We start from the raw sequence: 12823 nt of genomic DNA, 5'->3' as shown, positions 1-12823 counted from the left end.
TTCTTTGTGGGCCACCGTGGCAGAGGCCTGCTTCTTGGCCCGCACTGCGTGGCTTCAGGGGCGGTGCCCCAAAGCCCTCCACCCCGGCCATGGTTCCTGCTGCACCCACCCATTTCAGAAAGGCCCTTTACGTGCAACTCTCGCCCGCCATCTTCAAAGCCTATGACATTCGCGGCATCGTGCCTTCGACCCTGAACGAGTCCGTGGCCCTGGGCCTGGGCCGGGCGTTTGGCACGGCCGCCCGTGCCCAGGGGCAGACCGTGGTGGCCGTGGGGCGCGATGGGCGCCTGTCGGGCCCCGCGCTGGCGGGCGCGCTGATCCAGGGGCTGGTCGAGGCGGGCATCGAGGTCATCGACGTGGGCATGGTCACCACGCCCATCCTGTACTTTGCGGCCCACACGCTGTGCGCCAGCGGCATCCAGGTCACCGGCAGCCACAACCCCAAGGACTACAACGGCTTCAAGATGGTGCTGGGTGGCCGCGCCATTTATGGCGAAGAGATCCAGGCCCTGCGCCGCACCATGGAGGCCGATGCCTGGCAGTTGGTGCCCGGCGGCAGTGTGCGCCAGGCCGATGTGCTGAACGCCTACCGCGAACGCATCGTAGGCGACGTGAAGCTGGCCCGCCCCATGAAGGTGGTGGTGGACAGCGGCAACGGCATTGCGGGGGCTTCGGCGCCTGCCATCTTCCGCGCCCTGGGCTGCGAGGTGATTGAGCTGTTTTCTGAGGTGGACGGCAACTTCCCCAACCACCACCCCGACCCGAGCAAGCCTGAGAACCTGCGCGACCTGATCGCTGCGCTGCACAGCAGCGATGCCGAGCTGGGCCTGGCCTTTGACGGCGACGGCGACCGTCTGGGCATCGTCACCAAGGACGGCACCAACATTTTCCCGGACCGGCAGATGATGCTGTTTGCGCAAGACGTGCTCTCGCGCGTGCCCGGTGGCGAGATCGTTTTTGACGTGAAATGCACCCAGCGCCTGGCCCCGGCCATTGCCGATGCGGGCGGTGTACCGGTGATGTTCAAGACCGGGCATTCGCTCATCAAGGCGCGCATGAAGGAAACCAACTCGCCCCTGGGGGGCGAGATGAGCGGGCACATCTTCTTCAAGGAGCGCTGGTTTGGCTTTGACGACGGTACCTATGCGGGCTGCCGCCTGCTGGAGATTGTGAGCCGCAGCAGCGACCCGAGCGCGGTGCTCAATGCGCTGCCCACCAGCCACTCCACCCCCGAGCTGAATGTGGCCTGCGCCGAGGGCGAGCCGCACCGCCTCACGGCCGAGCTGCAGGCCCTGGCGGCCAGCGCCTTTGCCGCCCCCGCACAGATCAACACCATCGACGGCCTGCGCGTGGACTGGCCCGATGGCTTTGGCCTGATCCGCGCCAGCAACACCACGCCTGTGCTGGTGCTCCGGTTCGAGGGGCACACCCCCGAGGCGCTGCACCGCATCGAGGCTGCCATGCTGGCCTTGCTGGAAAAGGTCAAGCCCAGCGCCGCCGTGGGCAGTGCTGCCCACTGACGGGCAGAGCCTTCCACCCAGCCCAGCCCCCGCGTTTTCCTCTCAGGCGATCGATTCCATGACCTCTTTCTCGGTGCCCGCCGGGCTCACGGTGGCTGCAGCGCAAACCCTGGTGTGGCCCGGTGACGTGGCTGCCAACGTGCAGCAGCATGTGTTGTTTGTGCAAGCCGCTGCCAGCGCGGGCGTGCAGTTGCTGGTGTTTCCGGAGCTGTCGCTCATGGGCTATGAGCCCACGCTGATGGCCCGCAACGTGCTGGCGCCCGATGCCCCGCAGCTGGCGCCGCTGCGCGATGCCGCAGCCCAGCACGGCATGGTGCTGGTGGTGGGCACGGCAGTGGCGGCCGAGGCTGGCCAGGCCAATCCCGGCATTGGCTCGGTGGTGCTGCACCCCGATGGCCGTACCGAGCTGTACCGCAAGCACTATTTGCACGACGGTGAGCAGCAGTTCGCCAGCCCGGGCGCTGCGCCCGCCCACGTGACCGAGCTGGGCGGTGAGCCCGTGGGCTTGGCCGTGTGCGCCGACATCACCCACCCAGAACACGCCCAGGCCGCCCGCGCTGGCGGCGCTGCGCTGTATGCCTGCAGCATGGTGCTGTCACCGGGCGGCTACCCCGCAGAAAGCGCGCTGCTGCAAGGCTATGCCCGCACCCACGGCATGGCCGTGCTGATGGCCAACTATGGCGCGCCCACCGGCGGCTACCTGTGCGTGGGGCGCAGTGCGCTGTGGGCGCCGGGGGGCGACCTGGTGGTGGCAGCCCCTGGCGTGGGCGCTTGCCTGGTGGTGGGACGGCGCAGCGAAGGTGGCGTGGCAGGTGCCTGGACGGGGGCTGTGCTGCCCGTGCCGGGGCTGGCACCATGAGCTTCGCCCGCGCCCTCTACACCGCCGTCACCTGGTGCGCCCAGCCTCTGCTCAAGCGCAAGCTGCGCCGCCGCGCGCGGGCCGAGCCGGGTTATGCCGTGGCCGTGCCTGAGCGGTTTGGCCGCTACGCCCAGCCCATGGACAGCCTGGTGGCCCACAGCAGCATGGACTTGATGGGGCGTTTCGTCTGGATCCATGCCGTGTCACTGGGCGAGACCCGTGCCGCCGCGATCTTGCTGCGCGAGTTGCGCGCACAACTGCCTGGCATGCGCCTGCTGCTGACCCACGGCACCGCCACGGGCCGGGCCGAGGGCGAGAAGCTGCTGCAGCCCGGCGATGTGCAGGTCTGGCTGCCGTGGGATACCCCTGGCGCCGTGGCCCGCTTTCTGCGCCAGTTTCGCCCGGCCATCGGGGTGCTGATGGAAACCGAGGTCTGGCCCAACCTGATTGCTGGCTGCCAGCAGCGCGGCGTGCCCCTGGTGCTGGCCAATGCGCGGTTGAATCTCAAATCCTGGCGCAGCGCGCTCCGCCTGGGGGCCCTGGCGCGCCCGGCCTACCAGGGGCTCACCGCCGTGTGGGCGCAGTCCAAAGCCGACGCGCAGCGCCTGGAAGACCTGGGCGCGCCCGTGCGTGGGGTGCTGGGCAACCTCAAGTTTGATGTGGTACCCGATGCCGCCCAGATGGAGCGTGGCCGCAGCTGGCGCCTGCTGACGGGGCGCCCCGTGGTCATGCTGGCCAGCAGCCGCGAAGGGGAGGAAACCCAGTGGCTGGAATTTATTCGATCAAAACAGCTTGCAGCGCAAGCAGATAAAGCGCGAGAAGCTCCTGAAAATATAGCAAAAGCCACGCTCCATTCCCCGGGGCAACAGTCAGTGCAATGGTTGATCGTGCCGCGCCACCCGCACCGCTTTGATGAGGTGCAGCAATTGCTGCAGGGGGCGGGGTTGACCGTATCGCGGCGCAGTGCCTGGGCGGGGGACGCCCCGGTGCCCGCCGATGTGTGGCTGGGCGACTCGGTGGGTGAAATGGCTGCTTATTACGCCATGGCCGACGTGGTGCTGCTGGGGGGCAGCTTTGCCCCGCTGGGAGGGCAAAACCTGATCGAAGCGGCTGCCTGCGGCTGCCCTGTGGTGGTGGGGCCGCACACCTTCAATTTTGCCGAAGCCACCGAGCTGGCCTGCGAAGCCGGTGCTGCCTGGCGCACCCCGGGGATGCCCGCCGCAGCGCAAATGGCCTGCACCCTGGTGCAAGACCCTGAGCGTTTGAAAGCCGCCCGCGCAGCAGCGCAGTCGTTCGCCCGGGCCCACCGGGGGGCGGCGCGTGCCACGGCCCGGCAGGTGGCCAATCTGCTGGGCATTTCGCCGTCGTCGCTGGCGGTGTATGCCGAGGGAGACACCCGGCCCGCCTGAGCTTTTGCGCCGGGTGCAGCGGTTTTTCGGCGGCGCATTTAGAACAGATTCTCAGGACGGCTGCGATGCACCGTCCCCTTCACCCAGCGCGCTTTGCACCTTTTGCAAGGCCATGCGCAGCAGCAGCCGGGTGCGGGCCAGGTTGGTGCCCTCGCGGTGCATCCACAGCCACAGCACCTGCGTGGGCCAATGCGGCAGCACCAGGGTGAACTGGTAGTGCCAGCCATAGGTGGTGATCAGCTCTTCGGTGGTCCACTCGCCATCGGCCTCTGCGGCGCGGTGCAGGCGCAGCAGCACCTCATCGCACGCGGCGGAATGGGCGGCTGCGGCAGCCGCTTCGGCCTCGGGTACCGCCCCCGAAGTGCTCAACCACCGGCCTTGCTCCACGTCCAGCCAGCCGCCCCAGGCCCCTTCGGGCAGGATGGCCACGGCGTCTTCGAGGGCCTGCTGCAACACCTGGTGGTCTTTGGAGCGAGGGGGCGCGCCAGTGGTCTGCGTGGCAGCCAAGTCCGCTGGCGCCATCGCAGGTGCGATGGCCCGGAGCAAGGGGGCCGGGGCCGTCACCGCAACGTCCGCGGGCTGGGGCAATGCGGCTTGGGGAGTCTGTTGCCAGGACACGGCGGGGGCTGCCGTGTCGGCCGGGTCGTGGGCCTGCTCGAGCAGGGGCTCGGGCGGAAACTCCAGCATGCGCGCGATGGCGGTCCAGATGGGCTCACCCGACAGCACCGAGGCCACGAGATCGGTGGTGGGCAGGTGGGCCTGCGTCGCCATTTCAGAAAACGACTGCGACAGATCGGCATCGCGCCCCGATGTGACGAACAGCACCTGAGGGCGCGAATGCAGCATGGCCGGGTGGCGCAGGGCCTGCTCCACCAATTGCACATCTTTGCCTGTAGCGTTGTTGCGGGTCAAAAAGACGGCGATCTCCACCTTGCTGAGCAGCGGTTGCGACAGGGTGGAGCCGAGCAGATCCAGGCTGATGCCCACCATGCGCACGGCACCCAGCGGGCCCGCCAGCACGTCCACGTAGTCGATGGGGAAGGTGTCAGCGTCCAGCCCCGTGCTGGAGGCCTTGAGCGTGTGGGGGTAGCCGCGAAAGCGCGTGGCCACGTGGCTGAAGATGGGGTTGAACCACAGCAGCGAGCTGCTGAACACCGCCACTTGTCGCACCCTGCCGCGCGGCTGGTCGGGCGGTGCCAGGGGGGGCGGCGCCGTGGGAGTGCTGGGCATGAGGAAATACCGAAACAGGTCCGGGATGGCCGCCATGGAGTCTTGCGCGCTGAATTTGCGCATGTGGGCCAGGCGCAGGTCCATGTTGGTCACTTTGGCGGGGCGTTCGACCAGGTTGGCGCTCCACTGGGCAAAGCGCTGCTTGGTCACGGCCAGCGACAGCAGCACCGTGGGGGGCGTGTTGCCCCAAAAGCCATTGATGCGGTGCACCAGCCCTTGCACCGCCTCGCGTTCGCCTTCCACCAGGTGCAGGTAGTACCCATCGGCCACGGCCAGCAGCCCCGTGAGGTGGTTGCGCCGGGCAAATTCTGCCGACGTGGCGATCAGGCTGCTCAGGGAACTTGAGCGGTCTGAGGGGCCCTGCGTCTGGCCGTAGTAGCACACCAGATAAAGCGGGTTCTTCTTCATGGCGTCACGAGGGGGCGGGAGGTGGCGGTGGGGGCCATCAGCCCAGTGCGTTGCTTGAACCCAGGCAAGGCCCCCGCGTCCATGCCGCAGAGGCAGGCGACTGGGGGCGGGGAGGGGCGTTGCGCTTCGGTCGATGGGGTAAACACCGAATCATTGTCACCGTAAATTTGTGACTCTTGTACGAAGGAATGCGCCAGCCATCGTGCGCGCAGGCGGTGCCCAGGGCTGGGGTGGTGCGGCTTCGCAAGGGCGTTGCCGCGGCCCGCAGGATGGAGAGGCCGCAGGGTCTCTGTGTTTTGTTACAAATGCACGGCGCCGGGTGCTGCTTTCACGCGACAGCCAATGCAGGCGCAATGCCCAAAAGCCCGATGCGTAGGACGGCCCATGTGGGCCGCCCGCTGCTCGCTGCGTCAGGGCTGCTTGGTGCCCGTGCCTGTTGCGCCTGTTGCCGGCGATGGGGCCAGCAAGCTGTTGATGCGGGCCACGTCATCTTGGGTGAGCGTGCCAGCAGCCTGGCGCAGCTTCAGCGTGCCCAGCAGCACGTTGTAGCGGGCCTGGGCCAGGTCGCGCTTGGTTTGGTAGAGCTGGCTTTGGGAGTTGAGCACGTCGATGTTGATGCGCACGCCCACTTGGTAGCCCAGCTTGTTGGCGTCCAGGGCACTTTGGCTGGAGGCCTCGGCTGCTTCCAGTGCCTGCACCTGCCCTTGGCCCGACTGCACGCCAAAGAAGGCCGCACGGGTGGCTTGCGCCACGTTGCGGCGGGCGGTTTCCAGGTCGGCCTCGGCCTTGGTTTCCAGGGCCAGGGTTTCCTTGACGCGGTTTTGCACCGAAAAGCCTGCAAACAACGGCAGGTTGAAGGCCACCCCCACGCTGGCCACGTTGGTGCGGCTGTTCACGCCGGGGGTGGTAACGGTACCTGTAGGGTTGCGGGTGATGTTGTAGCCCGCCTGCAAGTCCAGGGTGGGGCGGTGGCCGGTTTCGGCCTTCTTGGTTTCCAGCCGGGCAATGTCCAGCGCCATGGCGGCCTGGCGCACGCCGGGCTGCTGGTCGCGGGCCAGGTCCACCCAGTGGTTGACGTTGGCGGGCTCCACATTGGGCAATTGAACCGGTTGGGCCAGCGGCACGGGCTGGGCGTTGGTCACGCCCACCAGTTGGTCGAGTGCCAGCTTCTTCACGCGCAGGTCGTTTTCAGCGGCAATTTCCTGGGCGATCACCAGGTCGTAGCGGGCCTGGGCTTCGCGCGAATCGGTGACGGTGGAGGTGCCGACTTCAAAGTTACGCTTGGCAGACGCCAGTTGCTCAGACACGGCCGTCTTTTGCGCCTGCACAAAGGCCAGGGTGTCTTGCGCTGCCAGCACGTCGAAATAGGCCTGGCTCACGCGCACCAGCAGGTCTTGCGTGGCCGCGTCCAGTTGGGCTTGGGCCACATCCACGCCGCGCTGGCCTTGCTCCAGCGCAATGCGGTTGGCGGGGCGGTACAGCGGCTGCGAGGCGTTCACGCCCAGGGTCTGGGTGCTGGCCGTGCGTTCAATGTCGGGGCGGCTCACATCGGTCTGTGCCCGGGTCACCCCCGACGTGAGGGCGGCGCTGGGCAGCAGGCCTGCCTGGGCCTGGTCGGCACGGCGTGCGGCGGCGTCCAACTGTGCACGTGCTGCCTGCCAGGTGGTGTCGTAGGTGCGGGCTGATTCCACCAGCTCCGTCAGGCTCTGGGCATGCACCGGGGCGCACAGGGCTGCACTCAAAGCGGCGCCAAGCGCCAGTGTCAGGGAGGTGGGCCGAAAAGCTGTCATGAAAGTCCTCAGAGTGTCTGCACAAAAGGGATGGAAACGGCTTGCCGCAGGGCGGAATCAGTAGCGGGGCACAGCGGGGTCGACTTCATGCGACCAGGCGTCAATGCCCCCTGAAATATTGGCCAGGTGTTCAAACCCGTGCTGCTCTAAAAATGCAGCCACATTCATGCTGCGCATGCCGTGGTGGCACAGGCAGGCAATGGGCTGGTCTTTGGGCAGCTCGCTCAGGCGCCCGGGGATTTCGCCCATCGGGATGGCCCGCAGCTCGAACCCCTCGGCCCGCACACTGGCGGTTTGCAGCTCCCAGGGCTCGCGCACGTCCAGCACCAAGGGCTGGGTGCCCGCTGGGTTGGCGGCAAACCATTGCGCCAGTTGGGCAGGGCGAACGCGAGTGATCATGCAGAACTCCGAAGACGAGGGGGGTTAGAACGAGAAGCTGGAAGGCTCAGGGAAGTTGACCAGGCGGGGGGCCGTGGTGTCCCAGGGGGAGGTGGTCACAAACCGGTCACCTTCGCGGCGAACCAGGGTGAACCGCATCACGGGGTCGGTGCCCACCACGGCGCCCAGGCGGCCGCCGTCGCGCAGCAGGGCCAACAGGTTTTGTGGGACCTGGGCCACCGAGCCGCTGAGCAAAATCACATCAAAAGGGCCGTCCGGCACGGCGTCACGGGCACCGTCACCCTGGCGCACGTCGGCGTTGTGCACACCAGCGTTGCGCAGGTTGTCTTGCGCCATGTTGACCAGGGCGGGGTTGATTTCCAGGGACACGACGCGCTCTGCGCGGTGGGCCAGCAGGGCGGCCATGTAGCCCGAGCCCGCGCCAATCTCCAGCACGCGGTCGGTAGGCTGGATGCGCAGGTCTTGCAGAATGCGTGCTTCCAGGCGGGGTTGCAGCATGCTGTGGCCCTGGCGCACGGCTGCTTCGGCGTCGTCGCCCAGCAGGGGCACTTCAATGTCCATGAAAGCCAGGCTGCGGTGGGCTGCCGGCACAAAGTCTTCACGGCGCACGGCAGACAGCAGTTCCAGCACGTCGGCATCCAGCACGTTCCAGGGCCGGATCTGTTGCTCGATCATGTTGTAGCGGGCCTGGGCGACGGGGTCGCTGATGTTGGCGGACGTGTTCAGTGGCAAATTCATCGAAGGTCTCCAGTGGGAGTGCGGGTCAGGACAAACCCTGAATTTTAGATGGCCCGGAGGCCGTTTGGCCGCGTCCCATCTTGCCAAGGGCCCAACGGGCCAGATCGTCCATGTAGCAATACACCACAGGTACCACCACCAGCGTCAAAAGCGACGAGGTAATCACCCCGCCAATCACCGCCTGCCCCATGGGCGCGCGCTGTTCTGCGCCCTCGGACAACGCAAACGCCAGCGGCACCATGCCGAAGATCATGGCCAGCGTGGTCATGAGGATGGGGCGCAGCCGCACGCGGGCCGCCAGCAACAGGGCTTCGGCACGGGGCAGGCCGGGCACGGTTTCGCCTGCGTCGTTCACATGTTCCTCGCGGGCGCGGATGGCAAAGTCCACCAGCAAGATGGCGTTCTTGGTGACCAGCCCCATGAGCATGACCACGCCGATGATGGAGAACATGGACAGCGTGGATCGGAACATCAAGAGCGCCAGCACCACGCCAATGAGCGTGAGCGGCAGCGAGGTCATGAGCGCCAGCGGCTGCAAGAAACTCTTGAACTGGCTCGCCAGGATCATGTAAATGAAGATGATGGCCATGGCCAGCGCCGAGATGGCATAGCCAAACGACTCGGCCATGTTCTTGGTGGAGCCGCCGAACTGGTAGCGGTAGCCGGGTGGGAAGGCCATGGTGTCCAGCACCTTCTTGATGTCGTTCGACACTTCACCCGCCGAGCGCTGGGCCACGTTGGCGTTGATGGCCACTTCGCGCGTCAGATCGCGCCGGTTGATCTGGTTGGCGCCGGTGGATTCGGTCACCCGGGCTACCTGGTTGAGCCGCACGATGCGGGTGGTGCCGTCTGCCGCTGTCAGCGCAAAGGGCAGGCGTTCCAGGTCTTGCGGGGTGGTGCGGGCCTCGGGGGCTAGGCGCACGTTCACGTCGTAGGTTTGGTCATCGGGGGCACGCCAGTTGCCCACCGTGGTGCCCGCCACCAGCGTGCGCAGCGATGCGGCCATGGGCGCCGCAGACAGGCCCAGGTCGGAGGCCGCATCGCGCTTGACCTCCAGCGCCACCACGGGCTTGTCGGGCTTGGCGCTGCTGTCCAGGTCCACCAGGCCGGGAATGCCCTGGATTTTGGCCGTCACCACCTGGGTCAGCCGCTCCAGCTCCTTGAGGTCGGGGCCTTGCAGTGAAAACTCCACCTGCTTGTTGCCACCCACAGCATCCAGCAAACCCACGTGCGTGACGGTGATGCCGGGTACCTTGGCCAGTTGCTCGCGCAGCACGTCGGACATCTGGTCCACGCTGCGGCTGCGGTCTTTGCGGTCCACCATACGCACATAGAGGCTGGCGTACATCTTGCCCTGTGCGTTGCCGGTATTGATTGTGGCCAGGGTGTAGCGCACCTCGGGCATCTGGCGCAGGATGCCTTCCACCTGGCGCGCCTTGGCCTCGGTGGCCTCCAGCGACGAGCCCACGGGCGTGTAGAAGTTGACGGTGGTTTCCGAAAAATCGGCCTTGGGCACAAATTCGGTGCCCAGCAACGGCACCATGAAGATGCTCAGCACAAAGATGCCCAGCGCAATGAACAGCGTGGCCAGCTTGTGCACCAGCGACCAGCGCAGAAGGTGCTGGTAGCCCTCGGCCAGCGCGTCGGTGGCCCGGTCAAACCAGCCTGTGACGCGGCCAATGGTCTTGTCGTAGAGCGTGACGGGCGCATGCTGCTTGCCATGCGTATGGATGCTCGGGTCGTGCCAGATGCTCGACAGCATCGGGTCGAGCGTGAAGCTCACGAACATCGAAATCATCACCGCCGCGACGATGGTGATACCGAACTCGTGGAAGAACTTGCCGATGATGCCGCCCATGAACCCGATGGGCATGAACACCGCCACGATGGACAGCGTGGTGGCCAGCACGGCCAGGCCAATTTCCTGCGTGCCGTCCATGGCGGCGGCATACGCCCCTTTGCCCATCTGCACATGGCGCACGATGTTCTCGCGCACCACGATGGCGTCGTCAATCAACAGGCCCACGCACAGAGAGAGCGCCATCAGTGTGATCATGTTGATGGTGAAGCCAAACATGTTCATGAACAGGAACGTGCCGATCAACGCGATGGGCAAGGTCAGCCCCGTGATGACGGTGGAGCGCCACGAGTTCAGGAACAAAAACACGATGAGCACCGTGAGTGCGGCGCCTTCGATCAGCGTCTGGCGCACGTTGTTCACCGCCACGCGGATGGGGCGTGCGCTGTCGCCAATGACTTCCAGGCGCACCCCAGGCGGCAGCTGTTTGCGAATGTCCAGCACCGCCGCGTTGAGGCCATCCACCACTTCTATAGTGTTGTCGCCCTGGGCCTTTTGCACCGACAGCAGCAGGGTGCGCTGGCCGTTGTGCAGGGCCAGGCTTTCTACCTCCTGTGCGCCATCGTTCACCCGTGCAACCTGATCCAAACGGATCGGTGCGGAGCCTTTGCGGGCCACGATGATGCGGCCGAAGTCTTCGGGGCGCTGCATGCGCGCGTCAATTTGCACCACGCGCTCTTGGGCCAGCGAGCGGATGGCGCCCACAGGCAAGTCCTGGTTTTCGTTGCGCACTGCGGCCACCACCTGGTCGGGCGTCACGCCGAACGTTTCCAGCGCTTGCGGGTTCAGGTAGATGTTGATTTCGCGCTTGGTGGCGCCCACCAGGTTCACGGCGCCTACGCCGCGCACGTTTTCCAGGCGCTTTTTCAGCACCTGCTCGGCCCAGGTGGTCAGCTCTACGGCAGAGGGCGCCGTGGCCCCGGCGGTGTCGTCGGGCAGCACGGCCAGCGACCACACGGCGCGGCTGGCCGGGTCAAAGCGCAGCACGCGGGGCTCTTTGACCTCGGTGCGCAGGTTGGGGCGCACGGTAGCCACTTTCTCGCGCACGTCTTCGGCGGCCTTGCGCCCGTCAATGTGCAGCTGGAACTCGATGATCACCACCGCCGTGCCCTCGTAGCTGCGGGAGGTAAGGGCGTTGATGCCCGCAATCGAGTTAACGCCTTCTTCGATCTTCTTGGTGACCTCGCTCTCCACAATCTCGGGCGAGGCGCCGGGGTAGTCCACCGTCACCACCACCACCGGGAAGTCGATGTTGGGAAACTGGTCCACCTTCAGGCGCTGGTAAGAGAACAGACCCAGCACCACGATGGCTAGCATCACCATGGTGGCGAACACGGGGTTTTTGAGGCTGACTTTGGTGAACCACATGGCGATGGACCTGCGGGTTACCGGACCGTGGTCGATGCCGCGCTGGCTGGCGCTGCCGCCACAGGGGCTGCGCTGGTTGCCGCGCCTGGAGCGGTGGCGACCGCCGTGCCTTCACGCAACTGCCCAATACGCCCGGCAACCACAGAAGTACCCGTGGGCACGCCTTCAATCGCGACCAGGGTTTGGCCCTGCACCACGGCACGCAGGCCGGGCGTGACGGGGCGGTGCACCACGCGCCCGTTTTCCACCGCCTGGACATAAGGGCGGGGCTTGTCGGTGCGCACGGCGTCCAGCTCCACCGCCAGCACCTGGGCCTGGCCGGTGGTCAGCAGCCCTTGCACAAACAGGCCCTGGCGCAGGGCTGTGGCCGCATTGCCGGGTGCGCCGGACGTGGGTGTGTTGTCGGCATCCACCCGCAGGTACACCGGCACCGTGCGGTTGCCTGCTTGTGCGCTGGGGTTGATACGCACCACGGTGGCCGTGACGCCTTGCTTAGAGCCCTCCAGCTCCAGCTGGGCTTTTTGGCCCACGCGCACGGCCAGAGAGTCTGCGGGGCTGAGCAGGGCTTCAAGCTCCAGGCGGCTGGAATCCACCACCTCCAGCACCCGTCCGTCCAGCGCCATGCGCTCGCCCGGCTGGGCCAGGCGCTGGGCCACCTGCCCGGCAATGGGGCTGCGCAGCACCGTGTCGTCCAGCGCCTTGCGGGCCACATCGGCTGCGGCACGGGCGGCTTCGTAGGTGGCTTGGGCCGATTGCAGGCTGGCTTGGGAGTTGACCAGCGCGGTGGAGGAGATGAAGCCCTGGTCCACCAGGGCCTTGTTGTTGTCGAGCTGGCGCTGGTTGATGTCCACCTGGGCCTTGGTAGCGTCGGCCTGTTGCTGGGCCTGGCGCAGGCGGGCTTGCGATTCGGTCGGGTCAATGCGCGCCACCACCTGGCCTGCGCGCACGCTGTCGCCTTCGCGCAGGGTCAGCCCTTGCAACTCGCCCGCCACGCGGGCCTTGATCATGGCCGAGTCCACCGCCCGCAGCGCGCCCGACACGGGCACCCCCAGCGCCAGGCTGTGGGCTTGCACGGTGATCACCTCGCTTGCCGCTAGTTGCAGCGGTGCCGCTTCACGCTGGCTGCTGGCTTCGGCCAGGGCTTTTTGCTGGGCCTGCCGCGCCGCCATGGCACGCCACACGCCCAGGCCCAGCAGCACAACAACCAGGCCAGCGGCCGTCCAGGTGATCCAGCGTTTCATGGG

Annotated in this window: 9 protein-coding genes; 3 read left to right on the top strand and 6 right to left on the bottom strand. The window is 66.7% G+C overall.

The window, feature by feature from the left end:
* Nucleotides 1-131 precede the first annotated feature (131 nt).
* The 3 genes from CLU88_RS05390 to CLU88_RS05380 are packed head-to-tail and all read left to right on the top strand — an operon-like array spanning nucleotide 132 to nucleotide 3788.
* Nucleotides 132-1520: a phosphomannomutase/phosphoglucomutase gene (locus CLU88_RS05390; protein ID WP_099655712.1), complete on the top strand. Its 1389-nt coding sequence runs from the start codon at nucleotides 132-134 to the stop codon at nucleotides 1518-1520.
* Nucleotides 1521-1578: 58 nt separating this feature from the next.
* A complete protein-coding gene (locus CLU88_RS05385; RefSeq protein WP_099655711.1) occupies nucleotides 1579-2379 on the top strand; it encodes a carbon-nitrogen hydrolase family protein in 801 nt (266 codons plus the stop codon).
* Entirely contained in the window at nucleotides 2376-3788 is a 1413-nt protein-coding gene (locus CLU88_RS05380) for a 3-deoxy-D-manno-octulosonic acid transferase (protein WP_099655710.1), read from the top strand. Before CLU88_RS05385 ends, CLU88_RS05380 begins: the two co-directional genes overlap by 4 nt.
* A 51-nt stretch (nucleotides 3789-3839) precedes the next feature.
* On the opposite strand, the gene CLU88_RS05375 is transcribed toward CLU88_RS05380, so the two are convergent.
* From CLU88_RS05375 to CLU88_RS05350, 6 genes are all read right to left on the bottom strand, one after another.
* Nucleotides 3840-5426, bottom strand: a complete 1587-nt coding sequence (locus CLU88_RS05375; RefSeq protein WP_099655709.1) for a BLUF domain-containing protein — start codon at nucleotides 5424-5426, stop codon at nucleotides 3840-3842.
* A 410-nt stretch (nucleotides 5427-5836) separates the two neighbouring features.
* Nucleotides 5837-7216, bottom strand: coding sequence for a TolC family outer membrane protein (locus CLU88_RS05370; protein WP_099655708.1), 1380 nt, complete (start codon nucleotides 7214-7216; stop codon nucleotides 5837-5839).
* A 57-nt stretch (nucleotides 7217-7273) separates the two neighbouring features.
* A complete protein-coding gene (locus CLU88_RS05365) occupies nucleotides 7274-7615 on the bottom strand; it encodes a rhodanese-like domain-containing protein (protein ID WP_099655707.1) in 342 nt (113 codons plus the stop codon).
* A gap of 24 nt (nucleotides 7616-7639) precedes the next feature.
* Complete coding sequence (locus CLU88_RS05360; RefSeq protein ID WP_099655706.1) at nucleotides 7640-8353, bottom strand: protein-L-isoaspartate O-methyltransferase; 714 nt, start codon at nucleotides 8351-8353, stop codon at nucleotides 7640-7642.
* A gap of 25 nt (nucleotides 8354-8378) precedes the next feature.
* Entirely contained in the window at nucleotides 8379-11579 is a 3201-nt protein-coding gene (locus tag CLU88_RS05355; protein ID WP_099655705.1) for an efflux RND transporter permease subunit, read from the bottom strand.
* 17 nt (nucleotides 11580-11596) lie between these two features.
* On the bottom strand, nucleotides 11597-12820 hold the full coding sequence (locus CLU88_RS05350) for an efflux RND transporter periplasmic adaptor subunit (RefSeq protein WP_099655704.1): 1224 nt from the start codon (nucleotides 12818-12820) through the stop codon (nucleotides 11597-11599).
* Nucleotides 12821-12823: the final 3 nt, after the last annotated feature.

The sequence above is a fragment of the Acidovorax sp. 56 genome (genome assembly GCF_002749705.1).
GTDB lineage: Bacteria > Pseudomonadota > Gammaproteobacteria > Burkholderiales > Burkholderiaceae_C > Acidovorax.
Note: the sequence above shows the minus strand (reverse complement) of the source record. Positions and strands in the feature narration are given on the sequence as shown.

Excerpts from the sequence above, each read along its gene's own strand:
- CLU88_RS05385 (WP_099655711.1), top strand. The coding sequence starts at position 1,579 with ATGACCTCTTTCTCGGTGCCCGCCGGGCTCACGGTGGCTGCAGCGCAA.
- CLU88_RS05380 (WP_099655710.1), top strand. The coding sequence starts at position 2,376 with ATGAGCTTCGCCCGCGCCCTCTACACCGCCGTCACCTGGTGCGCCCAG.
- CLU88_RS05375 (WP_099655709.1), bottom strand. The coding sequence starts at position 5,426 with ATGAAGAAGAACCCGCTTTATCTGGTGTGCTACTACGGCCAGACGCAG.
- CLU88_RS05370 (WP_099655708.1), bottom strand. The coding sequence starts at position 7,216 with ATGACAGCTTTTCGGCCCACCTCCCTGACACTGGCGCTTGGCGCCGCT.
- CLU88_RS05365 (WP_099655707.1), bottom strand. The coding sequence starts at position 7,615 with ATGATCACTCGCGTTCGCCCTGCCCAACTGGCGCAATGGTTTGCCGCC.
- CLU88_RS05360 (WP_099655706.1), bottom strand. The coding sequence starts at position 8,353 with ATGAATTTGCCACTGAACACGTCCGCCAACATCAGCGACCCCGTCGCC.
- CLU88_RS05355 (WP_099655705.1), bottom strand. The coding sequence starts at position 11,579 with ATGTGGTTCACCAAAGTCAGCCTCAAAAACCCCGTGTTCGCCACCATG.
- CLU88_RS05350 (WP_099655704.1), bottom strand. The coding sequence starts at position 12,820 with ATGAAACGCTGGATCACCTGGACGGCCGCTGGCCTGGTTGTTGTGCTG.